General features: G+C 65.9%; 21 protein-coding genes. 10 read left to right on the top strand and 11 right to left on the bottom strand.

Annotated elements, in window-relative coordinates; translation table 11 throughout:
* Positions 1 to 476: 476 nt before the first annotated feature.
* The 10 genes from QWJ37_RS09850 to QWJ37_RS09805 form a co-directional block, all read right to left on the bottom strand.
* The gene (locus QWJ37_RS09850) at positions 477 to 2309 is read right to left on the bottom strand and encodes an MFS transporter (RefSeq protein ID WP_290245177.1); all 1833 of its coding nucleotides are present in this window, start codon (positions 2307 to 2309) and stop codon (positions 477 to 479) included.
* Positions 2310 to 2457: 148 nt separating this feature from the next.
* Complete coding sequence (locus QWJ37_RS09845) at positions 2458 to 2874, bottom strand: SRPBCC domain-containing protein (protein ID WP_290245176.1); 417 nt, start codon at positions 2872 to 2874, stop codon at positions 2458 to 2460.
* A gap of 180 nt (positions 2875 to 3054) precedes the next feature.
* Positions 3055 to 4437: an MFS transporter gene (locus QWJ37_RS09840; RefSeq protein WP_290245175.1), complete on the bottom strand. Its 1383-nt coding sequence runs from the start codon at positions 4435 to 4437 to the stop codon at positions 3055 to 3057.
* Positions 4438 to 4549: 112 nt separating this feature from the next.
* Complete coding sequence (locus tag QWJ37_RS09835) at positions 4550 to 5422, bottom strand: endo alpha-1,4 polygalactosaminidase (RefSeq protein ID WP_290245174.1); 873 nt, start codon at positions 5420 to 5422, stop codon at positions 4550 to 4552.
* Positions 5419 to 6123: a spherulation-specific family 4 protein gene (locus QWJ37_RS09830; protein ID WP_290245173.1), complete on the bottom strand. Its 705-nt coding sequence runs from the start codon at positions 6121 to 6123 to the stop codon at positions 5419 to 5421. The genes QWJ37_RS09835 and QWJ37_RS09830 overlap by 4 nt, the downstream gene beginning before the upstream one ends.
* 47 nt (positions 6124 to 6170) lie before the next feature.
* On the bottom strand, positions 6171 to 7502 hold the full coding sequence (locus tag QWJ37_RS09825; protein ID WP_227927935.1) for a hypothetical protein: 1332 nt from the start codon (positions 7500 to 7502) through the stop codon (positions 6171 to 6173).
* Positions 7499 to 9010, bottom strand: coding sequence for a GT4 family glycosyltransferase PelF (gene pelF, locus QWJ37_RS09820; RefSeq protein ID WP_290245172.1), 1512 nt, complete (start codon positions 9008 to 9010; stop codon positions 7499 to 7501). Before pelF ends, QWJ37_RS09825 begins: the two co-directional genes overlap by 4 nt.
* Before the next feature lie 304 nt (positions 9011 to 9314).
* Positions 9315 to 9884 (bottom strand): hypothetical protein, encoded by a 570-nt coding sequence (locus QWJ37_RS09815; RefSeq protein WP_290245171.1) that lies wholly within the window; start codon positions 9882 to 9884, stop codon positions 9315 to 9317.
* A 79-nt stretch (positions 9885 to 9963) separates the two neighbouring features.
* Positions 9964 to 10296, bottom strand: coding sequence for an antibiotic biosynthesis monooxygenase family protein (locus QWJ37_RS09810; RefSeq protein WP_290245170.1), 333 nt, complete (start codon positions 10294 to 10296; stop codon positions 9964 to 9966).
* 226 nt (positions 10297 to 10522) lie between these two features.
* Complete coding sequence (locus QWJ37_RS09805; RefSeq protein WP_290245169.1) at positions 10523 to 10930, bottom strand: YciI family protein; 408 nt, start codon at positions 10928 to 10930, stop codon at positions 10523 to 10525.
* A 230-nt stretch (positions 10931 to 11160) separates the two neighbouring features.
* Between QWJ37_RS09805 and QWJ37_RS09800 the strand changes: the two genes are divergently transcribed.
* The 5 genes from QWJ37_RS09800 (at position 11161) to QWJ37_RS09780 (ending at position 14491) form a co-directional block, all read left to right on the top strand.
* A complete protein-coding gene (locus tag QWJ37_RS09800; RefSeq protein WP_227902106.1) occupies positions 11161 to 11424 on the top strand; it encodes a phosphoribosyl-ATP diphosphatase in 264 nt (87 codons plus the stop codon).
* Between the two features lie 82 nt (positions 11425 to 11506).
* Positions 11507 to 12352 carry an ATP phosphoribosyltransferase gene (hisG, locus tag QWJ37_RS09795; protein WP_227902105.1) on the top strand — a complete coding sequence of 282 codons (846 nt, stop codon included), beginning with the start codon at positions 11507 to 11509 and terminating at the stop codon, positions 12350 to 12352.
* 12 nt (positions 12353 to 12364) lie between these two features.
* A complete protein-coding gene (gene hisF, locus QWJ37_RS09790; protein WP_227902104.1) occupies positions 12365 to 13135 on the top strand; it encodes an imidazole glycerol phosphate synthase subunit HisF in 771 nt (256 codons plus the stop codon).
* A 113-nt stretch (positions 13136 to 13248) separates the two neighbouring features.
* On the top strand, positions 13249 to 13785 hold the full coding sequence (locus QWJ37_RS09785) for a hypothetical protein (RefSeq protein ID WP_290245168.1): 537 nt from the start codon (positions 13249 to 13251) through the stop codon (positions 13783 to 13785).
* A 220-nt stretch (positions 13786 to 14005) separates the two neighbouring features.
* Positions 14006 to 14491, top strand: a complete 486-nt coding sequence (locus QWJ37_RS09780) for a GNAT family N-acetyltransferase (protein WP_290245167.1) — start codon at positions 14006 to 14008, stop codon at positions 14489 to 14491.
* A 12-nt stretch (positions 14492 to 14503) separates the two neighbouring features.
* Here QWJ37_RS09780 and QWJ37_RS09775 read toward each other — a convergent pair whose 3' ends face one another.
* On the bottom strand, positions 14504 to 15007 hold the full coding sequence (locus tag QWJ37_RS09775) for a hypothetical protein (RefSeq protein WP_290245296.1): 504 nt from the start codon (positions 15005 to 15007) through the stop codon (positions 14504 to 14506).
* A 169-nt stretch (positions 15008 to 15176) separates the two neighbouring features.
* Here QWJ37_RS09775 and QWJ37_RS09770 point away from each other — a divergent pair, with 169 nt between their 5' ends.
* The 5 genes from QWJ37_RS09770 to QWJ37_RS09750 all read left to right on the top strand — a co-directional run bounded on the left by QWJ37_RS09770 (position 15177) and on the right by QWJ37_RS09750 (position 24374).
* Positions 15177 to 16397: an MFS transporter gene (locus QWJ37_RS09770; RefSeq protein ID WP_290245166.1), complete on the top strand. Its 1221-nt coding sequence runs from the start codon at positions 15177 to 15179 to the stop codon at positions 16395 to 16397.
* Positions 16398 to 16464: 67 nt separating this feature from the next.
* Positions 16465 to 17505, top strand: a complete 1041-nt coding sequence (locus QWJ37_RS09765) for an NAD(P)-dependent alcohol dehydrogenase (RefSeq protein WP_290245165.1) — start codon at positions 16465 to 16467, stop codon at positions 17503 to 17505.
* 251 nt (positions 17506 to 17756) lie between these two features.
* Positions 17757 to 18038, top strand: coding sequence for a pyrophosphorylase (locus QWJ37_RS09760; RefSeq protein WP_227902099.1), 282 nt, complete (start codon positions 17757 to 17759; stop codon positions 18036 to 18038).
* Between the two features lie 253 nt (positions 18039 to 18291).
* Complete coding sequence (locus QWJ37_RS09755) at positions 18292 to 23868, top strand: DUF6531 domain-containing protein (RefSeq protein ID WP_290245164.1); 5577 nt, start codon at positions 18292 to 18294, stop codon at positions 23866 to 23868.
* Positions 23865 to 24374 (top strand): Imm26 family immunity protein, encoded by a 510-nt coding sequence (locus QWJ37_RS09750; protein WP_227902097.1) that lies wholly within the window; start codon positions 23865 to 23867, stop codon positions 24372 to 24374. The genes QWJ37_RS09755 and QWJ37_RS09750 overlap by 4 nt, the downstream gene beginning before the upstream one ends.
* Positions 24375 to 24468: the final 94 nt, after the last annotated feature.

Raw genomic sequence — 24468 nt, 5'->3', positions numbered from 1 at the left:
GCTAAGGGACTGGCTGCACCCATGGGACTCTCGGCGGGCATGGCGTCCGCGGACCGTGCGACAGCTTCGCCTGCAGGGTCGGCACGATATACCGCGAGACTGGTCGGGGCCGGGGACGGTTTCCCGGGCGCATCCGCATTGTCGGCCGCCCCTTCCCGTGGAAGGTCCGTGCCGGCCGGTATTCCGGTTCCGCACCCGGATTTCCTGTCCTGATCCATGCTTCAGGATTTCATCCGGCACTGACATTTCAGAGCCAAAAACCGGCGCAAAAGGGCACCCAGGAAAACTCGAAATACCCGTCTTTTGGGGCCAAACTACCTATCCGCGCTAGCCCCTGAAGCATGCTCCAGCAGCATGTCCCTGCAGCGCGGAAAAGAGGGTCGTTGCCGCCCAGTGGATTGAGAGGCCCGCGCCCGAAAGCTCTGACCGGCAGACTGCCAGCGTTTCTGTACCGGCCAACCTGGTTCAGATGAGAGCTACTTCTCCTCCGTCGGGGCCTCCGAGGCTGGCACATCCGAAGCAGAGGCCTCTGAAGCCGACGCCTCCGAAACCGACGATTTCCGAGCCGAGGCGTCCGAGCCCGACAATTCCCGTCCCGGGGCCTCCTGATCCGCGTTTCCGCTGTCGCTCCGGCTGTCCTTCTCGCCGTTGCCCCCGCCGTCGCTCCCGCCGTCGTTCAAGCCCGCGCTCCCGCCGTTGCCCCCGCCGTCGCCCCCGCGGTTGCCCCCGCCGTCGTTCACGGCCGCACCCCCGCGGTTGCCCCCGCCGTCGCTCACGGCCGCACCCCCACCGTGGGAACCGTCGTTGGTTTCCAGCCGGACGGGAATTACCCGCCAGGCAATGATGCCGGCAACTGCCAGGATGAGTGCGGCAATCAGGGATGTCACCTGCATGGCATCCGTGAAAGCATTCTGGGCGTCCGCAATCAGCTGTGTGGCGTCGTCGTCGAGCACCTGCAGCCCGGAGGCCAGAGAATCTGTCACCGCAGCGCGTGTGCCGGCGTCGAGCTCCGACATGGCTGGAAGATTCGTACGGTACAGGGCGCTCAGGACGGATCCGAGGACAGCGATTCCCAGGGCGACACCAAGCTCGTACGCGGTTTCCGAGATGGAGGACGCCGCTCCCGCACGTTCCCTCGGAGCCGAAGCGACTACCGCATCCGTTGACAGCGTCATCGCCAGACCAATACCCAGCCCGGTCACGACCAGCGCAACAGCAATCCCGAGGTAGCCGCCAAGTTCCTCCGCACCGGCAAGCAAAACAAGGCCCGCAGCTCCCAGAAGCAGACCGCCGCCCACTGAGCGCCCGACGCCGAACCGGGCCACAGCGAACCCAATGACAAACACCACCGTCATCATGGCGATAGTGACGGGGAGCTCGGCCAGACCGGCCTTCAGCGGACCATAACCACGCACCAGCTGCAGGTACTGGGAAAAGAAAAAGAGCAGGCCACTGAGGGCAAAGATGGACAGCCCGTTGGCGACGACGGCGCCGCGGAACGCAGGCAGGCGGAACAGCTCAATGTCCAGCATCGGGTTGCTGGAGAGCCGCTGCCGGCGGATGAATACCCACCCGGTCAGGAGGCCCAGAACCAATGCCGCGAAGCCGATGGCGTCGACCCCGCTGCTGAACGTGTGTTTGACCGCGTAGACAACGGCAACAATCGATGCGATGGAGAGCAGCGCGGAAAGCAGATCCAACTTACCCGGACGCGGGTTACGCGACTCCGGCAGCAAAACGGCGCCGCTGATCAGCAAAATGAGCATAACCGGGATGTTGATGAGGAACACCGATCCCCACCAGAAGTTCTCCAGCAGGATGCCGCCCACCAGCGGTCCCAGGGCGGCACCGCCGCCGGCTCCGACGGACCACACGGCAATGGCGCGGGTGCGCTGAGCCGGGATGGTGAAGACGTGCCGGATGATGGACAGGGTGGACGGCATAATGGTGGCACCGCTGACGCCCAACAGGGCCCGGGCTGCGATCAGCACTTCGGGGGATGGGGCAAATGCGGCAATCGCTGACGCGATGCCGAAACCCGCCGAGCCGATAAGGAGCAGTTTCTTGCGGCCGATACGGTCGGCAACGTTACCCATGGTGACCAGCAGGCCTGCCAGCGCGAAGGAATAGATGTCGCCGATCCAGAGCAGCTGGGTCGATGTGGGTTCGAGCGATGCGCTCAGCGACGGCACGGCCAGGGCCAGGACGGTGCCATCTACCGCCAGCAGCATGACCGCAAGCGTAAGGACACCGAGGGACGCCCATTCACGGGGTCCGGCCGGTGAGGGGGCAGGGGACTGAAGGGTCATGCCTTCACCGTAATAGACCATCTGGTCGGTTCTGAGTTCGCCGTGGTCTGTGACACGCGGGGGCCCGCCTGTAAGGCTTACCCGACAGTCCGGTCCGCCAGCTACAAGCCAGCTACCCCGTGGCGGCTACCCAGCTACCCCGTGGCGGCTACCCGGCGGAGTCGGCGTCCAAGCCGGCATACGTGGACCAGAATGAGGCAGGATCTCGAGGCCGGTTAGTCAACAGGCCTTCAAGATACAACAGGTGGGTATGCCATCCGGGAAGGTAGCCGCCGGCTTCGGCGCCCAGACCGTCGTGTGCCAATTCCAGGTGCGTCCCGTCGCCGTCGGCCGCGGGGGAGATCCGAAGGTGGGACAACGGCTCGTCCGGAAATTCCCACGTCATGGACAGTATGCTGCCCGGCTCGCAGGTGAGGACTTTGCTGGTGCTCGAGTAGTCCTCGGCGTGCCTGATGATCACCACATCGCCGGCTGCGAAGCGGCCGGAGGATAACGTGCCCAACCAATGAGGCAATGCCTCGGAATCGGTGAGGCCCCACCAGACCCGGGCGGGCGGAGCCGGCATGGACCATTCCAGCACAACGCGGTCAGGCCCAGGTTCGATACCAGGCCCAGGTTCGATACAGCGGCTGATCAGCGGCATGCCCGGAGCCTACCGCAGCAGTGTCCTTCCCGGCACCGCGCGCCGCACCGGCCCTGCCACTGGCATGCCCCACGTACGTACGCAGAATGCCGCCTGTACGGCTTACCCGACAGTCCGGTCCGCGTTCGGATTGCGAATGCCCAGCACCGCTATCAGGGCAGCCGCAAAAAACAACCCCGCCGCCGTCAGTGCCGTTTGCCGGAAACCGGGATAGCCCAGCGCACCGCCGGACACCGTCCCCACCAGTGCCACCGCAATCAGCCCGGCCACCCGGGAGACGGCGTTGTTCACTGCCGAACCGATCCCCGCCTCCTCTTCGCGCAGGGCGCCGAGGACGGCAGTGGTCAGCGGAGCGACCATAACACTGAGCCCGAACCCGAAAAGCAGCAACCCGGGAAGCAGTTCGGTGACCAGGTCCACCGGCGGCTGAACGGTCAGCAGCAGCAGGAAGCCGGTCCCGCAGATCGCCGGACCGGCGGCCATAAAAGCCCGAGGTCCGTACCGGCCGGACATCCTGCCGAAATACGTGGAGAACAGCAGCATGGCCACAGGCAGCGGCAGCGAAATGAAACCGGCCTCAATGGCGCTGTACCCGGCGGCCTCCTGTACAAACACGGTCACGGCAAAGGACCCCAGCGAAATTCCCGCGTAGGCCGCCGCGGTGACCAGATTGCCGTAGCGGAAGTTCCGCGCCCGGAACAGGGACAACGGCATCATGGGAGCACGAGTGCGTGCCTCGCGCAGGAAGAAGAACACCAGCGCCGCAACGCCACCGGCTAGGGGCACGACGACGCCGGGGTGGCCCCAGCCGCGGCGCTCCTGTTCAATGAGCGCGTAAACGGAACCGGCAAGCCCCGCGACGGCCAGCGCCGCCCCCGGAATGTCCAGGGACATGCGGCGCAGCGTGCCGCTGTCCCGGAGCCCCGCGCTGAGCAGGAGGGTCACCGCCACGGGCAGCACATTCACCGCGAAGATCCACCGCCAGCTGGCCCAGTCCACCAGCACGCCGCCCAGCAGCGGGCCGATGATCGCCGCCGTCCCGGTCCAGGCCGTCCACTGCCCGACGGCGCGTCCGCGCGCCTCGTCCCGGTACGCCGTCGTAATAAGCGCCAGGGAGCCGGGCACAAGCAGTGCGCCCGCCATTCCCTGAAGGGCCCGGGCAATGATCAGAACCTCCGGACTCCAGGCCAGGGCGCAGGCCAGGGATGCGGCGCCGAAACCCAGGAGACCGAGGCGCAGGACCCGCAGGCGGCCGAACATGTCCGAAAGGGAGCCCGCGAGCAGGATCAGGGCTCCGAGAGTGAGCAGATATGCGTTGACGGTCCATTGCTGGGTCGCCAGCCGGCCGCCGAGTTCCGTGCCGATTGCAGGCAGCGCCACGGTAACGATGGACCCGTCCAGAAAGGCGATAAAGGAGGCGAGGATGGCGACGGCGAGAAGGCGGGCGTTTCCGGCGGGAACCGGCGCGGGTGCGGTGTCCGGCATATCGGGTCCCTTTCTTCAGGTGCTGCCGTTCGCCAGCGGGCCGCCGGGCTCAGCAGGCAGCCCGCCGGGCAACCCCGCTCAGCAGGCAGCCCCGCTCAGCAGAGAACCCGGCTCAGCAGGGCTCCCGGGCGGCACCAAGGTCCAGCGGCTTGAGCATGGAAGACAACCCGAGCCGCGCGGACTCGGAGCAGAAGTCCAGCGTGCCCTCGTATTCGACATGCAGCACTGCCTTGCCCGCCTCGGTGAAGGGTGCATAGCTGTCGCATTCGCTGTACCGGACGCATTCCTCATTAATCGCGAAATCAAAGTGCTCCACAAGGTCCGGAATCTGATCCAGGTCATTCTTCAGTGCAACGGACAGGCCGCGGTCCCGGGCGAGTGCGGCCACGGCACGGTTGTAGGCCAGCTGGTCCTCTGCGGTCAGCGGGAAACCGGATTCATTGACGTAGCCGTCCACATTGTCCGGTTCCACCGCATCGAACCCCTTGGCCACACATGTGTCCATCCGGTCCGCCATGATGGGCAGCAGGATGTCCATCCGGCGGATGTCCAGCCAGCGTTCATCCGGCCAGCCGTCGAGGACGGTGCCAAGGACGGAATCCGGGAACTGGCCGGCGTCGCCGCGGTATTCCTCCCAGGATCCTGCGGAAAGGTAGCAGATGACGCCGCTTCCGGCCCGGTGCAGGGTGTCGACGTCGGCCGCCGTGGTGGTTTCGTAGTCGACGTCAAAGCTGTCGGCGGTCACGTCCAGGTCCAGGGGGCCGGAGAGCTGCCACTGCCAGCTGCCGCCGGGTGACGGTGCCCAGTTACTGCCCGACGACGGCGCGCCGCCGCCGGGCGGGGGAGCCCAGCTGTCTGAGGGCGCGGACGGGGCACCGGCGCCAGTGCCCGCCGTGTGGGCGGCCGGGGACCCGCCGTCGTCGGCCGTTGCACACCCGGCCAGAAGCAGCAGCAGTGCGGCAGCTGCCGGAAGGCGCGCCTTCACCGGTCCCCCGGGTGGCCGGCCGCCAGCTGGTCCGACACCGCAGTGGGCGGGCCGAGCCACGGATTGGGCAGGTGACGGTCAGTGGCGAAAAGATGGCCGGCACCGTGGCGGGCGGCTGCCAGCCGGAGAGCAGGCAGTTGTGCCGGGGAGGAGGTGTGGACGAGGTGCCACAGCCGTGCCGGAGGGACCCGGCGGGCCCAGGCGGGGTGCCGGAAACCGGCGTAGGCCTCGGCGGTTCCCTCGAAGACCGAGGTGACATCAAAAAGTTCCAGATGAGCAGGCGAGGGAAACACTCCAGGGTTGGCAGCGAGCAGGGACACCCCGGCGTCCCGGGCCGCACCTGCGTATTGTCGGCAGCGGCGCACGGTCCCGGTGGTGGAGGGGACTTCATCGAACATTATGCCGTCCACGTGGTAGAGACGCTGCCATGCCCGGATTTCGCGGATAACCTCCGCGGTGCGCCGGTGTCCGTAAGCCAGGGTGACGTATCCGAGCAGGCGGATGGGGCGCAGCCGGGACACGGCCTGCGGATAGTAGGGATCCTCATCCCCGCCGGGGCCGTTGTGGACGTTGAGCACGGCAAAGGACACCTCCTGCGCGGCGAGCCATGCCCAGTCCTGCGGCGCGGCTGCGGGATGGACATACCAGGGGATCGCCAGCCGGGGCGGGGTGATGGGCGGTGCCGTCAGGGGAGCCTTCACAGCCGGGACTTCCTCACTGCCCGGACCTCCTCACGGCCGTGACACCCTCATGCGTACGTCCGCGGATCGGCGACGCGTGTGAGCAGGACGGTGAGGCCGATGGCCAGGAATCCCAGGGCCACCAGAAGCCCGGCAAGGTTGCCCACCACAATCCAAACCGCTGCCGAGAGTGATGCCGCCGCGGCAAAGCCCACTGCACCGCGCGGCAGGCCGAAAGCGTTGAGGGTAGTGGAGGTGGTGGCCAGGGAGCTGAAGGTGGCGGCAACAATGATTGTGGTGGCCACCCGGTTTTCCTCCACCAGGAAAAGGACAACCAGAGCGGATACCACGGCGGAAATCACCACGATCGCAGCGGATATGGCCATGGTCAGCAGCCAGGCGTTCCGGGCGGCATGCCGCAGCAGGGGAGTGCGCTGGGAGGACCACTGGAGGCGTTGGCGCATCAGGACAAGCGCCGGGTCTGTTGCCGCAGCGGCGACCACGGTGGCTGCGACCAGCGCCGTGCCCTCCCAGGCCGGCAGCCGGGTCAGGGCCATCGATAGCGCGGCGGCCAGGAAGCCGGCCTGGGCTGCCGGCGGGATGGCGGCTTTCCAGTCACCGCTGTTCAGCACCCGCCGTTCCTTAATGGTGCGCTGCTGGGCGATGAAGAGCGCGGTCACGGACACGATCACTGCTACGGCCACGGTCGCCACGATAAGGGGAGCCCCACGGTAACCGAGCAGGATCTGCAGGGTGACGACGCCCGTCCCGACGGCCAGGACGGCCAGTAGGAAACGGGACCGGCCAAGAATCACGAGCATGGACACAATGCAGGAGTACCAGCACCAGGCCATGAGCAGTGCGGCCGCGGAGCCGTCGTGGCCGGGCAGCAGGAGGGAAACCACCAGATAACAGGCCAGGACCGAGGTCACCAGCAGCGTGGCGGCGGTTCCGCGGGCAATGCCGCGTTTGAGCTGTCCCGCGCCCGCGTAGGCCCAGACAATTCCGGACACTGACTGGCCGATCACCCAGGCGCCGATACCGGCTATCAGGATTTCGCGCGTGTTGGCCGCCAGCATGGTGGCGGTGAGGCCGCCAAGGACAGCACCGAGGATCAGGATGATGGCCCGCCGCGCGGCTTCCATCAGGGCGCCCTTGCCGAGCCAGCCCCGGGGACCGTGGGGAACCCGGGTGGCGCCGCGGACCTGCACCATCGTCTGCGCATAGGCGAAAACGTCGGCAGCACCGTGGCGCTGACGGACCAGGCGGTCGCTGAGCCCGGATGCCTCCAGTCGTGCCGTAATTTCAAACGTATCCACGGCGTCATAGGAAATGCCGTTTTCGTCAAAATTCGGCAGGGGGTTGCCGGAGGCGGGCAGGGTAACGCTGTCGGCGCTCATACCGAGAGTCTCAACGCGGCTTTGTCCACGCTGAACGGCGCGGTGGCGGGCAGCGGACCGGGATGTTCAAAGAGGACCCGGTCCCTGGCGGCGGCATAGGCCTTGCGGTAACGGGCGAGGCAACGTTCCAGCGTGAACTCGGCGAGGGCACGACGTCGTGCGGACGCTCCCATGGCGGCCCGCAGTTTGGGGTCCGTCAGCAGCGTGATGCAGGCGTCTGCGAATGCCGCAGCATCCCTGGCGTCCACGAGCATGCCCGCCGTGTGCTCGTCATCGAGGCATTCGGCCACACCGCCGACGTCTGTATTAACCGTGGCACGCCCGCACATCATGGCCTCGATCAGGGTGAACGGCAGCCCCTCGGAAACACTGGACAGTGCCACCACGTGGCCGGCGGCGATGGCGGGGCGGCTGCCCTTAGTCGGGCCTTCCCAATGCACGGCGTCGGTAATCCCGAGCGTTTCCGTCTGGCGTATCAGACCGGCACGGTAGCCCACGTTCTCGGCCGGGGTGGGGCCAAAGATGCGCAGCTGCGCGTTGGGTATCCGCTGGCGCACCAAGGCAAAGGCGGAGATGAGGGTCCCCAGGTCCTTTAGCGGATCTATCCGTCCCACAAAGCTGATGGTGGGCAGTTCGGGCTCCGTGGTGACGGGCTCGAACTTCGCCGGGTCCACGCCGTTGGTGATGGTGTGGATACGTTCCGGGCGGGCCCCGAGGCGCCGCTCCCAGCGTGCGTTGAACCGGTTCACCGGCAGCACCATGTGCGCGCTGGTGACCGCCACCTGGCACAGGCGGCGCAGGAACGCCGTCACTGCCCGCCGTACCGGCCAGGAGAAATCGGCGCCGTAGAGCGCCAGGTACCGCTCACGCAGATATACCCCGTGTTCAGTGAGCAGTATGGGGGTGCCGTGCCGCCAGGACTGGGACAGGGCGATCAGTGACGACGGTCCGTTGCTGGAGGCGTGGATGACGTCCATTCCGGACAGCCGGCGGTCTACGAGGGCCAGCGCGCGGTCCACAATACTGGCGGTCATCACCGCGTCCGCGACGGACATGGGCTCTTCGCCGGTGCTGACCAGATGCCGCGTCCAGGCGGTGAGAATGGGCTCCACCGATCCGCGGGTGGCCAGGGCACGGGCCAGTCCTACCCTGTTGCTGATGTCCACCAGATGCCGGAGGGCGTTTTCGGTCCTCCCCACCGGGTCCGCCGTATCGGACCCCAGCGCGGCGTCCCAGAGACGGGTGAGTTCATATTGGACGGCTTCGAGCGCGTACCGGCGCCGGTTGCCGTGCCGCAGCGGTGACACGGCAGGCCCCCATACCGGGACCAGGCTGACTGACCGTACATTGGTAGGCAGTTTCCACACCGGCCGGCCGGCGTCCCCGCCGGTCAGTGCCACCAGGTGAAACTCGTGCTCCGGCATGCCGGTTACCAGCTGGTCACACCAGGTGCTGACGCCGCCGGTTGCTAGGGGATACGTGCCTTCAGTGATCAGCGCTATCTTCAACGGGTCATCCGTTCGGTGCGCCGAGGGTGCCGGGGCGCCCGCGGGTCTCCGGACTGGACGGGATGGATCACATGCGGCATGTTGAGGCCTTCTCCTGGACGGATACCGTCACCTGGCGGCGGTATCGGCTTCCAGTAGACAGCTTCCGGCGGCGGCAGACATAAGTACCGGCTACGTGCGCACTACGTGTGCGGCGCTGATGTGCCAGCGGCGGGCGGCCGCCCGGCCCGGCGTCGCCGTCGTCCTCAACCCCGACGTCGGTGCGCTGGCCTGCCGGGGAGAGTTCCGCGTGCTGCTGCCGGGACTACTCGACGTCGTAGACGGCGGCCGGTTCGCGCTCGAGAATGCGATCGCGCATCTGGAGCTTCAGGACCTCCAGATGGGCCAGCTCGGCGGCCGTCTTATCCGGTTTGCCCGTCAGTTCGATGAACTCGTCCGCGACAATGCCGTCATCCCGGAGCACGCAGGTCACCGTGGCATCCCCGGTGCTGAGCTCAAAGACGTAGCGGGCCAGCGTGTTGCCGCGCTCGGTGCGCGCCAGTTCGGGAAGCACGTTGTAGCGGTTTTCGGTGACTGCCCGTGTGACCAGCTCGAAGGTATCCCGGGCTCCGGGGCCGCCGAACGGGGTACGCACGGTGATATCGCGGCGCTCAACCCGGCCGCCGGCGCTACTTGCCGCCAGCACCGGCAGCGCCCGGCCGAGCGCGGCGAAGGCATGCGCCACACCGCCGGGGAAACCCGGTCCGTGGTACTTCATGCAGTCAGCGAACGTGAAGGTCAGCTCGACACCGTCCTCCCACACGGTGAGGGTCCGGTCCGGATGGGGGACGGGCGTCGGTTCGGGACGTTCGGGTGTTGCTGCATGCTTGCTCATGAGGGTTCTTCCGGGGTTTCGTCTCTCGGACCGGCGGGTATTCGGCGGTCGCTTCAGGGTGGTCGCTTGGTGCGTTTTGCTAGGCGGCGGTGTCCTTGATGACCGTGTAGGAGGCAACCGTGTTGGGTGCCTGCATGCCGGGTGCCTGGTCATCGGAGTGCGAAGCCTTGAAGGAATCCGACTTCAACCACGCAAAGAAATCTTCCTTGGAGTCGAACTCCATTGTGGAGAGGTACGTGTTGCTCTTTCCCTCCGGACGCATGAGGGTGCTGCGGCCCAGGCCGGGGACGCCTTCCAGATTGGCCATGCTGTCGATGAAGGCCTTCTCAAAGGCTTCGGCCGTTTCCGGCCCGACTTCCAGGGTGTTGACCACTACGTACATTTTTGATCCTTCACGACGTTCTGCGGACAAGGGATTTGTCCTCGGGTCATTATATCGACGTGGTGTCGGGAAAACTTATGCGGCGCTCACCCATGGTGTTCATTGACGGCGATGCTCCCTGCCCGTGGCATTGAACCGGGCCGCCTGCGGCGTCTCTGATCCGCTGGGCCATGGTTGCCTCGCCCACCACATAGGCGGCCGGGAGGTGATCACCTGCGGTGTTAACCCCTGACCTGGCTCTCGTCCACGGGAAGGGTTATTCCGTGATGGTCATCGGCGAAGACAGGAACGGGCGAAGCTCGATCCATTCGCGCAGCGGTTTTCCTCCGGCGGCCGGTGCCGCGGAGAGTTCCCCGGCGAGTTCGACGGCGCGGTCATAGTCGTCCACGTCGATCACCATCCAGCCGGCGATCAGGTCCTTGGTTTCCGCGAACGGCCCGTCGGTGACCGGAGGCCTGCCCTCGCCGTCGTAACGCACGAAGGTGCCCTCGGGAGCGAGAGCCTGCGCGTCGATGTACTCGCCGCTGGCCCGAAGCCCGTCGGCGAAGTCCTGCATGAACTGGATGTGGGCGCTGACCTCGTCCGGAGTCCACTGGTCCATCGGGGTGTCATCCAACGGCCGCGGACCCCCGCGGTAGTGCTTAAGCAGCAAATACTTGGCCATTATGGTCTCCTTGTTTCTCCTGCGTCTTTTTCTCCAGCGACACGGCCATTGTGGCGGTGCCATACAGGGGGACGGAATGGGGGAGGGAAACTCGTTCTAAGAACGGCGCGTCGTCCGATCCCGGTGGTTTTGCGCACGGAGACGGCATCGCGGGTCGAGACGGTGTCCAAACGTCACGCCCCACACCCCCGATTCCGTCACACACCGCGCCACAGCGTACCCTTGAGCATGTGAAAACCTTCGAAGACCTCTTTGCCGAGCTGAGCCAGAAAGTTCAGGACCGCCCCGCCGGGTCACGCACCGTGACCGAATTCGAGTCGGGCGTGCATGGCATCGGTAAGAAGGTTGTTGAGGAGGCCGCCGAAGTGTGGATGGCCGCCGAATACGAATCTGATGCCGAATGCGCCGAAGAAATCTCCCAGCTGCTGTACCACCTCCAGGTCCTGATGCTCGCCAAAGGCCTGACCCTGCAGGACGTTTACAAGCATCTCTAGCCGCGCGCTGACCTTGCGTCAGTGTGTGGCCCGCCGGTCGAACCTTCTCAGTAAAACGAACTTCCAGCGAAAGATGCTTCCCATGCTCCGTGTAGCCGTACCCAACAAGGGTGCCCTGTCCGAATCCGCCTCCGCCATGCTCAACGAGGCGGGCTACCGCCAGCGCCGCGATTCCCGCGAACTGGTCATGGTGGACCCCGATAACGAGGTTGAGTTCTTCTTCCTCCGCCCCCGCGATATTGCCGTGTACGTCGGTGCCGGCACGCTCGACGTCGGCCTCACCGGCCGCGACCTGTTCCTGGACGCGCAGGTGGACGCGGAGGAACTGATGAGCCTCGGCTTTGGTGCCTCCACGTTCCGCTTCGCCGGCCCGGTGGGGGACTTCACCTCCATCGAGCAGCTCGAAGGCAAGCGCGTGGCCACCAGCTACGACGGCCTGCTGCGCGCCTACCTGGCCGAACGCGGCATCAGCGCCTCCGTGGTGCGGCTCGACGGCGCCGTGGAATCCTCCGTACGCCTCGGCGTCGCGGACGCGATCGCCGACGTCGTCGAAACCGGCACCACCCTGCGCGCCGCCGGCATGGAAATCTTCGGCGAGCCGATCCTGAAGTCCGAAGCCGTGCTGATTGGACGCAGGAACGCGGAACACCCGGCCGGCCTGGACGTGCTGATCCGCCGCCTGCGCGGCGTCCTGGTGGCCCGCCAGTACGTGATGATGGATTACGACGTGCGCCGCGACCTGTTGGAGGAAGCCGCCGCACGCACCCCCGGCCTGGAATCGCCCACCGTTTCCCCGCTGCGCGACACCGACTGGGTGGCCGTCCGCTCCATGGTCAAGCGCACGGACACCAACCGGATCATGGACGAGCTGTACGACATCGGCGCCCGCGCCATCCTCGTCAGCACCATCCACGCCTGCCGGATCTAGGGGAGACGCACCATGAGTGTTGCCATCCGCGTCATCCCCTGCCTGGACGTCGACGCAGGCCGCGTGGTCAAGGGCATCAACTTCGAAGGCCTGCGCGACGCCGGGGACCCGGTGGAACTCGCGCACCGGTATGACAAGGCCGGGGCTGACGAGCTGACCTTCCTCGACGTCACTGCGTCCTCGGGTAACCGGGACACCACCTTCGACGTCGTTGCCCGCACCGCCGAAGAGGTCTTCATTCCGCTGACCGTCGGCGGGGGAGTGCGCTCCATTGCGGACGTGGATAAGCTGCTGCGCTTTGGCGCGGACAAGGCGTCCATCAACACCGCCGCGGTCGCCCGGCCGGACGTGATTGATGAGATCACCCGGCACTTCGGCTCGCAGGTGCTGGTGCTGTCCGTGGACGCACGGCGGACGCACGACGGCGCGACGCCGTCGGGCTTCGAGGTCACCACCCACGGCGGGCGCACGGGCACCGGGATCGACGCCGTCGCCTGGGCCAAGGAGGCCGCCGACCGCGGTGTGGGGGAGATCCTGCTGAACTCCATCGACGCCGACGGCACCCGCGAGGGCTTCGACATCGAAATGATTCGAGCGGTCCGCGCCGCCGTGGACGTGCCGCTCATCGCCTCCGGCGGAGCCGGCAAGCCGGAGCATTTCCCGGCCGCCGTGATCGCCGGGGCCGACGCCGTCCTGGCCGCCTCGGTGTTCCACTTCGGCCCGGATGACGCGATCCACCAGGTTAAGCAGGCCATCCGCGACGCCGGTTTCGACGTCCGCTAGGCTCACGTCTTGAGCACCAGGCCATGGCGGCAATGCAGTTCAAGACTCGCTCGTCGCCAATGACAGCCAGGACAATATAGAAGTGCTTCGCGATGTGAACAAAGAGGTTATGAATGATTTGTCGTCGAAGTTCGGCCACCGTATTGGTGCTGTTGCTAAGCGTCACCGGATGTGCACGGGATTCGTCTGAGGCTTCTACACGAACGAGTTCACTGGAACAGGGAACCCCCGCGGCGCAGGTGCTGACGTGGCCGGAAGCCAAGGCCCGAACGCAGGCGATGGAACGGGAAATCATCAACTCGATCCCCGAGGATAAAGTTGCCGAGGTCGATCAAATGGCGACCGGTGTTTTGTTTGATTGCGGCGGTTCCTCCGTGAATTGGGCCGGGGGTGCCACCGTCGTTTTGAGCGCGGGTGAAGAGCCGGAGCTACTCGTACGGTCGCTAGAAGCGAAGTACCAGGACAGTCGGTTCAAGATAAAAACGCGGGACCCCGCGCCGGCGGGAGACTACGAAGTCCAGTTGCGGTCTCGGGACACCGCGGAAATCTACATCATGGGCGAGGGCACGGAACCCAATACGATCCTGATTACTTCTGCTTCCGAATGCTTCGAGTGGCCTGAGGGTGAATACAAGGGAGGAGATTTCTAGGAATCTCTCACGCCACAAGAGGCACGAAGCAGGCGCCGTGGGAGGCGTGGCAGCTGGGCGTAGGAAATGACGCGATCCACCAGGTGAAGCAGGCCATCCGCGACGCCGGCTACCCGGTCCGCTAGCGGCTTTCCCCTCACGGCCGCACCGGCCGTGAGGGCGGGCTCGGCCGCGCCGGACTTGCGCGGCGAACACCGACGTATGTGGCATGCTTCGCTCCATGACTATGCCAACACGCGTCCGGCGCGCTGAAGTAAGCGACCTGCCCTTCATCCTGCGCCAGGAGCGCGAATACATGGAAACCATCGAGCCGCATGCGCTCCTGGGGTGGCTGACAGTTCTCGACCAGAACCTGGAACTGTGGATCGATTGCCTTCCCCATACGTTCGTCTGCCCTGATGCAGATGGTCGTCCTCTTGGGTATGTGATGGGGAGCCTCGACGGCGACAAAGCCACTCTGGTCTCGATCAGTGTCCTCGCCGGCCTTCGCCGCCAAGGCCTCGGCAGGCTCCTCCTTGAGGCGTTTGAGCAGGACGCCGGCTCAAGCGGAGCACGTGTGGTGGAAATCGGCGTGTACCAAGGCAACCAGGCCCATCTGCTGTACCGGGCTGCGGGTTATGAAGCCACGGGCCAGGACGGCGAGTATGTGCTGTTCAGCAAGAGCCTCAGCGCTGCCGCAGGGGGAAACCGGGCAGTGCTGCGGTAACCCGTCAGGGTCCTAGGCCGCGCGGGTCTGGACGAGATTGGCGAAGGGGAGCCGGCCGTATTGCCGGATAAACTCCGCCTGATACTCCGCCAGGGCAGGGGTGAGCTCTTCCGGCGGCAGCTCCTTCCACGCCACGAGAAGGCTTTCCGCGTCCGCCAGCTGCCAGATCAGCCGGCCGTCCCAGTGGCCCGGCGGCTTGCCCCGGCCGAAGTCCACAAATTCGGAGATCTGGCGCCGCAGCCCCCGGTTGCCCTTGCTGCCCGCCCCGGCCTTGCCAAGAAACAGGACGTCCGCGTCATCCACCCACTCGGCGGCGAGGTCTGCCTGGGACAGGGAAGGATTCTTCTTCTTGAAGATCCCGGCCGTGCTTTTGGCCAGGAACCGCGGTTCCATCCCCGGAGGGCGCAGCACGGCGAAGATCCCCTGCCGCTGTGGAATCCGGTTGGTATCCAGGTCTCCAAGCGGCCGGAAGCCGGTGAATCCGTGCTCTTTGAGTGATTTTCGATTCAACGGGATCGGATTCCTTGCAGTGTGAAGTATGGGCGCCGCCGGCCGGGCGCCTTCAATGCTATCCGGGCCGGGCCACGGACATAGGGGGACACCGGGCTACTGCCGATAACGGTACGGTGGTTTTTGGTCGCTTAGGCGGGACCATCCGTTTCCGCCACTGCCCGAAGGGAAAAGCTTGCGTTCTGCCACCGGCCCCGGCCTGCTGTTTGTCCTGGTGTGCGCCATGGGTGCCGGACCAATGATGAACTACGGCATCTCCGCCACCAGCACCCTCATCATGGCGGACCTGGGCATCAGCGAAGCGCAGTTCGGCCTGCTCGCCGCCACCTGCTTCGCCGGAGCCGCCCTGTCCTCGATGTCCCTGGGCCGGCTCAGCGACCGGATCAGTTCCCGCACCCAGCTGCTGATCATCTTCGGCGGAACCGCCCTCGCCCTGGGACTGATGGCGGTGTCCGGGAATTACCTGTGGCTGCTGGCCGCCGTCCTGCTCTCCGGCCCGGCCCAGGCCATCTCCAACCCCACCACCAACCGGATCATCAGCCATGACGTGGAACCCGGAAAACGCCCGGGCTGGATGGGCATCAAGCAGTCCGGTGTGCAGGCCAGCCAGCTCTTCTCCAGCCTGTTCTTCCCGGCTGCCGCACTCATCGCGGGATGGCGAGGCGCCGCCGTCGGGGCAGCGCTGGTCCTCGGCCTGCTGCTGGCCTACGCGTGGCACCGGCTGCCCGCCGAACCACGGCGCAGAATGACGACGCCGCCGGCGCCCACCAACCGGAGATTCCGCGCCCCGGTCTGGCTGCTGGCCGCCTTCGCTCTGTTTTCCGGGGCGGGGATGCAGGCCACGAATGTTTATCTGCCCCTGTTCGCCCAGCGGGAGATCGGATTCACTCTGCTGATGGGCGGCGCCACCGCAGCCGCTGCCGGCGTGGTCGGCGTGGCCTCGCGGGTGCTCTGGGGCCGGCGGATGGCAGCCGGCGTCCTTGCCTCCACCCTGCTGCTGCTTCTGGCCGCAGGCGCCGTCTGCGGCGCAGTGCTGTTGCTGGTGGCTGGCCAAACCGGCGCACAGGGATGGCTATGGGCCGGCGTCGTGTTCCACGGGGCCTCAGTGCTGGGAGTGAACGTGGTGGTGATGGCCGGGGTGCTGCGGGAGGTACCCAAAGAACGGGTGGGTGCCGCCTCCGGCGCCGTGTCGCTGGGCATGTACACCGGGTTCGCGCTGGGGCCGCTCGCGATGGGTGTGCTGCTGGAAGCCTCCGGCGGGTTCCTGGCGGGCTGGCTGTGCATCGGGGCCGCGTATCTGGTCTGCGCCGGCATCGGCCTTGCCTACCGGGTACGGGATGGCAGGGCCCGGTCCGCCGTCGCCCGCGGGAGTGGCGGGAAGGTGCCCGGGAAATAAACGATGCCGGATCCGCCTTGTGCTCTAAGTGCCCTACGGCACTGATTCCCCCACAGTTTGGAGAAGTATGACCACCGCACGCGCTTACGCCGCCACTTCCGCCACGGATCCGCTGGTTCCCACCACCATTGAACGCCGCGAAGTCGGCCCGCATGACGTGCTCATCGACATTGCCTATGCAGGCATCTGCCACTCCGACATCCACACCGTCCGCGGCGAATGGGGCCCCATTGCCTACCCGCAGGTGGTGGGCCACGAAATAGTCGGGACCGTTGCCGAAATCGGCTCCGAGGTCACCAAGCACCAGGTCGGCGACCGCGTGGGTGTAGGCTGCATGGTCAACTCCTGCCGCGAGTGTGCGAACTGCAAGGCCGGCATGGAGAACTACTGCCTCAACGGCAACATCGGCACCTACGCCAGCAAGGACGTAGACGGCACCATCACCCAGGGCGGCTACGCCACCTCCGTAGTGGTCAATGACGACTTTGTGCTCCGCGTCCCGGAGAGCATCTCCTACGAGGCTGCCGCCCCGCTGCTCTGCGCCGGCATCACCACCTACTCGCCGCTTTCCCACTGGAACGCGGGACCGGGCAAGCGCGTCGCCGTCGTCGGCATGGGCGGACTGGGCCACATGGGAGTGAAGATCGCCGTCGCCATGGGAGCGGAGGTAACCGTCCTGTCCCAGACCCTCAGCAAGCAGGAGGACGGGCTCCGCTTCGGTGCGAAGGACTACTACGCCACCAGTGACGAGAGCACCTTCGAGAAGCTGGCCAACAGGTTCGACCTGATCATCAACACGGTGAGTGCACCGATCGACCTGCAGCAGTACCTCTCCCTGCTGCGCCTGGACGGCACCATGGTCAGCGTCGGAGCCCCGCCCGAGGCGCTGCCGATCTCCGTTTTCGCCCTGATGGGCAACCGGCGATCCTACGCTGCCTCAGGCATCGGCAGCATTGGGGAGACCCAGGAAATGCTGGACTTCTGCGCCGAGCACGGCATCGCCCCCGAGGTGGAGCTGATCGAGGCCAAGGACATCAATACCGCGTACGAGCGCGTGCTGAAATCCGACGTGCGCTACCGCTTCGTCATTGACACGGCCACCATCTAAACCTGCCTAGTCAGCAGAGGCGCCTCACCGGCTGGTGGGGCGCCTCTGCTGTGCTTACGGGTCATTACTTGCGTCTCAGGCCCGGGAATCTGATCTCTTGTTTTTAGGGCCTAAAACAGGTGTCGGGTCTGGAATTTACAAGTAGTTTTGGGTAAGTCATTGGCTTAATTGGCCTGTGTTGGTAAGTTCTCCCACGACCGGTCGCCGGCATTAAGCGCTCGGCGGGTAAATGTCATTAGAGGGGGAATTCCATGTCACGCGTGTTGTCCACCGAGCAGGCGAAGTCTGCTATCAACCAGGTGCAGTCCATCATTAACGGCGGTTTCACCGACCAGATCTCGGCATTGGATGCGCAGGGCAAGATCCTGTCTGATCCGAATACCTGGGACGGCCCGCTGGCTGCCCAGTTCCGCGGATCCACGTGGCCGGAAACCAAGGCTGCCCTGGACAAAGCCCGCCAGGAGCTCGAAGAGCTCCGCACCCAGCTCCAGAAGATCTCCCAGGACATCTTCTCCGCAGGCGGCGGCGCCTAGTTTCCGTCACCTGCAGGTGACGGAAACGGTGGGTAGCCGCCGACTCACGCGAGCCGCCGGTTACCCGCCGTTTTATCGTTCTTACGTTTCCCGACGGCCCTGAACGCTGCCGGCAAGGACCCGGAGTCCCTGCCTCTGGTTTTCGGCGGCGATTCCATGCCTGGCCTGTGCTTATTCCGGGTCAGACCCTGCCGGGGTTGATGAATTCTACTTTTGCTTTTTCTTCCGGTTCATTCAGTGGGGGGCCCTGACTATGTCTGACACCAAGTTTGTTGAAGTGCCGTTGTTGCCGGAAGATTCCCGGGGACGGTTTGTCTATTCCGTGGCAGAGGAACTTAAATCAGCGTTCGAACAGGCGGCGTCACGGCTCGACGGCCAGGCAGGGGCGCGTGCCTCCTATGTCGCAACCGGCAAAGAGGACTTCGACGGAAACTTCGCCACCAAGTTCCAGGACAATGCCTTGGTGGCAGCCAATGACGCCCGGAACCTTGCTGCCGCGCTGCGGGATGTGGCGCGCTACGCCGGGCAGATGATCGAGGCCGGGCATGAGGAAGATGACCGGCGCCGGGAAAACAACGAGTGGGTGTGGCGGCACAACAACCGCTCCTGGCTGGAGGAAATCGGCGACTGGTTCGGCGGTGAGGAACCGAGGCCCAACCAGGACCGCGGATCCGCCCCAACCTTCCCTGCGGCGACGGCAGCGACCGGCCAGCGGGACACGCCCCCGCCGGGCAGCGGAGGATACGGGGGCGGCACATCCTCGGCCCGGCCGTCGAACCTGCGCTCCTTCGCCGTCGGCTCCCGCGGCCTGGACACGGACTTGTCCGCCACGCCGGGAACCCTGAGCCAGCATCTTTCCTCCTTCGCTGCGCAATGCAACTGGGGCGGAATAGACGCTCAGGGCGTCCTCAATGCCTATAAGGACTATCTGGACGCCAACGAGAACGACGCCCGGTGGGCCACCGTCGTGGCGGATGCCTTCGCTGCGGCCGGCGGGGAAGGGAACGTCTCGACGGTGTCGGATGCGGCCCTGGAAGCTGCGCTGGCCGCCGCCGGCGTGGACGTCACCAGGGACAGCCTGCAGATCGATCCGCCCCAGGCCTACGGTGCGGTTCCGACCACCGGGTACGCCAATGACCCGGTGAACACGGCCACCGGTAACTTCGTCGAACCCGAAACGGACCTCGGGTTCCCCGGAGCCGCGTCCAACCTGGTGCTGTCCCGGATGTACAACTCCCTGGCGCCGCAGGACGCCCACGGCGTGTTTGGTCCGGGCTGGTCTTCGGTGCTGGACCAGGAGCTGGTGCTCTCGGATGAGGGCTGCCGCTGGATTATGGCCGACGGCCGCGCCGTGGACTTCCCCCGAGAGGGGGAGGCCTGGTCACGGGCAGTGGGGGAGAACTACTGGCTGACCCGCGAGCCGGACGCAGGCTTTGCCGAACTTACCTCTCGTCCCGGCGGCACTACGGAACTGCTGGTGGTCCGGAACAACGAGGGCGCATGGTGGGCCTACAGCTTGGCCGGTCTCTGGCTCGGTGCCGGGTCCGGCCCGGGCCGGACGGTGTCCGTTCACCGGGAAGACACCGATGAGGACGGCCGCCCGGGACTGGTGACCCGCCTGTCCCATGTGCGGGGCCGGTTCCTGGAGATTGACTACGTGGGCGGCCGTGCCGCCGTCGTCCGGGCCTCGGACGGGCGCCGGGCCGAGTACGGGTACGACGACGCCGGCCGCCTGGTCTCAGTGACGACGGAGACCGGCACCCGTTCCTACCGGTGGAACGACGCCGGGCTGATCGACGCCGTTTACTCCGCCGCCGGTGTGCTGGAAGCAGAGAACACCTATGACGAGCAGGGCCGCGTGGTTCTGCAGGTCACCCAGCACGGCCGCCGGACCCGTTTCGCGTACCTGCCCGGCAGAGTCACTGCTGTTTCGGACGAGGACGGGACCCGCTCGAACTCCTGGATTGCCGATGCGAAGGGCCGGCTGGTCGGGGTGCTGGACTCCCATGACCAGCGCCAGTCCATGGCGTACGACCGGCACGGCAATCTGGTCTCCTTCACCGAACGCGACGGGTCCGTCACCGTCCACGCCTATGACGACCGCGGACGGAAGATCCGCACCGTCACGCCCGAGGGTGCGGACCTGACCTACGGCTGGGACGAGCAGGACCGCATCACCACCCTGGTCACCGAATCCGGGTCCGTCGTCACCTATGAGTACGCGGACGATCTATCCCGTGACCCCTCGGTGATTGTCGATCCGCTCGGCGGACGCACCGAGCTGATCTGGGACCAAGGGCTCCTGACCCGCGTGACGGACCCCGCCGGGGTAACGGTCGAGTTCGACTATGACGACTTCGGTGACCTGGTCGCCACCCGCAACGCCCTCGGCGACACCGCACGGATTGTGCGCGATGCCGCCGGCCGCCCGGTCGCCTCGATCACCCCGTCCGGCGCGGAAACCCGCTTCAGCTATAACACTGCGGGCCTGCTCGTCCGGCGCGAAGACCCGGATGGCGCCGTCTGGTCCTTCGAGTACGACGCCGCCGGACGGCTCACCGCCTCCGTCGCCCGCGATGGCGGCCGGACCGCACTGGAATACGCCGCCAACGGGGAACTGGTCCGCACCATCGACCCCCTGGGCCGGGCCATCGAGCGCGTCTTTGATGAACTGGGCAACGTCACCGCGGCCATCCTGCCGGACGGCGCCCGCTGGGGCTTCGCCCACGACACGCTCTCCCGGCTCACCGGCGTCACCGACCCGGCCGGGCACGACTGGATCCGGGAATACGACAAGGTCGGCAACCTGACCGCCGTCGTCGATCCCACCGGCGTCCGCTCCGAGGCCGCCACCGACCGTGGGGCCGGCACCGCCACCGTCGCGGATGCGTTCTCCTCCTCGACCTACAGCTTCGACGAATACGGTCGCCCGGTGCGGGCCGAAGCCGCGGATGGTTCCGCGGAACTGGTCACCTACGACGCGGCCGGGAACCCGGTGGAACTGCTCGACGGCGAGGGCGGACTGACCCGCCTGGAACGGGACGTGTCCGGGAAGATCATCTCTGTCACCTCTCCGTCCGGGGCGGTGACCCGGTATGAGTACGACGTCTGCGGCCGGCCGTGGAAGACCATCGACCCGCTCGGCGCCGAGACTGAGCTGGTCTACGACGCCGACCAGCGCGTTACCTCCCGGATTCTTCCCACCGGGGAGACGGAGACGTTCGAGTACGACGCCTGCGGCCGGCTCATTCTGCGCGTCACGCCGGGCCGGGGGAATGCCCGGTACGGGTATGACAAGGCCGGCCGGCTGAGCTTCTCGCAGGACTCCTGGTACGGCACCCGCCGCTTCAAGTACAACGTGGCCGGGGAACTGACCGAAACCGTCAACGGTGGGGGCGGACGGACCCGGTTCGAGTACGACGTCCGGGGCCGGCTCATTCGGATTACGGACCCGCTGGGCGGGGTGACGACCCGCGCCTATACCGAGACGGACAAGGTGGAGTCGGTCAGTGATCCGCTGGGCCGGGTCACCACCGCCACATATGACCCGGCGGGCCGGCAGTTGTCCCAGACCGACCCTGACGGCAACACCACCACCTGGACCTATGACGCGGCCGGACGGGAGCAGAGCACCTCCCGGAACGGGAAGCTGCTCGCTTCCGTGGACCGCGACCGGATGAACCGGCGGGTGGTGGTCACCGATTACACCGGGGACGACGGGCTGACGGTCGAGCATGAACTCGGCTTCAACCGCCGGGGTCAGCTGACCTCCCGTACCCGCGGAGCCGAGGGTATGGCCTGGTCTTATGACGCGGACGGGAACCGTACGTCCTTCACTGACACTGCCGGCACCACGACAACCTACACCCGCGACGCCGCCGGACGGGTCAAAGCGGTGCACAACCCCCGGCTGGGGGAAGCGCAGTTCACGCATGACGCCTCCGGCCGGCTGACCGCTGTCACGGTCGGGGACCTGGTGCAGGAATGGGTATACCGCAACGGGTACCTGGCCGAACATACCCGCAGGATGGGCTCCGCTCTGGACGCCTCCGCGGACATCACTCTGATCGGCCGGGATGAGGACGGCCGGATCACCGGCCTGACCCGTGCCGGTGCCGTGACCCGGTACGGCTACGACGGAGCGGGACAGCTCGTGGCTGCCGCGACCACGCCGTTGGGTGAGTCCGGTGCTGCCGCTACCGTGCGGTCTGAGGTTTCGGAGTGGGAGTACGACGCCGGCGGGCGTCTGGTCCGCGAATACACCGCGGCGGGTTCGCGGCTGTATGCCTATGACGTTGCCGGTGAACTGACCTCCGTCACCGAGCCCGACGGGTCTCGGACCGAGTATGTCTACGACGGGCTTGGCCGGAGGTCCCGGCTGATTCGCCCGGACGGGTCCTGGACCGAATACGCCTGGGGCGCGACCGGGTACCTGCACGGAACCGTGGACCGCACCCCGGACGGCGCCGAAACCGCCCGGCACCGCTTGTGGGTAGATGCCCTCGGCGAGCTGGCGTCGGTGGACGGCTGCCCGGTGTGGTGGGACAGTGCGAGCTCGATCCCGATGCTGGCCGGTATCGGTGAGGAGCAGGTGCTGAACCTGCCCGGCGGTGTGACAGGGGTCGGGGAAGCCTGGATCGCACCGGGATGGCGTGCTGCCCGGGCCACGGACCAGGACGATCCGTGGGCGGTGCTGGGTGCTTCGGTCATTCCGGAACCGGGCGCCGTGTCCGGTAGTGCCGGGCCCGGCCTGGGTGCAATCCCCGGTACAGCTGGTGGTTTGCCTGCCGGCGTCGGTCTGACCGGTGACGGCGGCCTGGATATTGCGGGCCTTGAGTGGCTCGGTGCCCGGGCGTATGACCCGGCGGCCCGTGGTTTCCTTTCCACCGACCCGCTGTCTCCGGTCCTGGGTGCCGGGTGGGACGGCAACCCGTACTCCTATGCAGGCAACAACCCGCTGAACGCCAGTGACCCGACGGGTCTGCGTCCGTTGACCGATGAGGATTTGAAGGCGTACGACGCCTCGAGCCGCGGTGCCCTGGCTGCTGCGGGGGACTGGGTGAAGGGCAACTGGGAATACATCGTCGGCGGTGCTGCGATCATCGGCGGGGCGGCACTGATGTTTGTTCCCGGCGGCCAGGTCTTCGGCGCCGGTCTGATCAGCTTTGGTGCCGACGTTGTCATCCAGAAAGCCACCACGGGGGACGTGAACTGGGTCCAGGCCGGAATTTCCGGCGGTCTGGGCATGCTTGGTTTCGGCGCCGGGGCGGCGGTGGGCAGGGCGTTCAACAACCCTGTGGTGCGTGCGGCTGTTGAAGCGGGTGTGGACGGTGCGATCACTGGGGGCGGCGAATACCTGGCTCAGACAAAAGACCCGAGCCTTGCCGGGCTCGCCCGTGCTGCGGGAATTGGTGCCGGATCGGGATTGATACCTGGTCCTGGTACTGGCGCTGGCCGGGGCGAACTAATGCCGCCCGCCAAACCAAGGCTAGGCGAGATTCCGCCGGTACCGGATGGTGTGGTCTATAAACGAGTCGACACATTAGGGGGCATAGATGACTACGTTGGGCAGGCAGAGAGCGAACAGCGGTTCCTCAAGCGACAGCGGGAACACTACAGGAAGTATCCTGATGCAGTGTTTATATTCCCCGTCTTGGACCGTGCAGAGCCAGGAGTCGAGCTAGATCGACTCGAGGAGTACTGGATTCGAAAGCTGGGCGGACCTACGAATAAGGGGAATCCGGACGGTTTGCTGTCGAACAAGCGACATCAAATGCGGGACAGTAGATACCAAGAGGCCGGAGGAGATCCATCACGGTACAGCGAATGAAGTTTCCAAAGCTGAAAGACGGAGATGTCTTTAAAGTTCCCCTAGGCGATGGACGAGCGGCGGTTGGGCAAGTTATATCGACCTATTTTTCGGCACATTATGTGGTGATTTTTGACTTTGTCGCACAGGAAGATGACATCGAGCTGAACGTTACGAGTGCCCTCCAATCTCGTCCAGCATTTGGCGGTCTGACTTTCGATGCCCTCTTCCGCCCAGGACGCTGGCAGGTGCTTGGGAATAGTGTAGTGGACGGCAGGAAATTCCTCCCCGCATACAAAACCGGGGCAAGTGAGATTGGAAATTGCGTCATCGAGGATTTCAAGGGAACGCGGAGACGGCCCGCTACCGAGGTGGAAGAGGCGATAGTTCCCTTTCGGACGACCATCTCCCCAATTATTCTTGAACGCGCTATGAAGGCTCACGTAGGCATGGAACCCTGGCTTGACGCCTTCGACGAAGTTCGTTTGGGGCAAACGGTTAAGAGTGCGGACATTTTTGACGATTGAAGAGCTCAACTCATTTTAGTGTTGGTGAAATCACTGGTTGCGCTTGATGGTGTGTGCGGGCTCCCAGGGAGCGGGTTTAGGTTTAGGAGGCAGT

Origin of the sequence: Arthrobacter sp. YD2 (assembly GCF_030410475.1) — a bacterium.
Classification (GTDB): Bacteria; Actinomycetota; Actinomycetes; order Actinomycetales; family Micrococcaceae; genus Arthrobacter_B; species Arthrobacter_B zhangbolii.
Note: the sequence above shows the minus strand (reverse complement) of the source record. Positions and strands in the feature narration are given on the sequence as shown.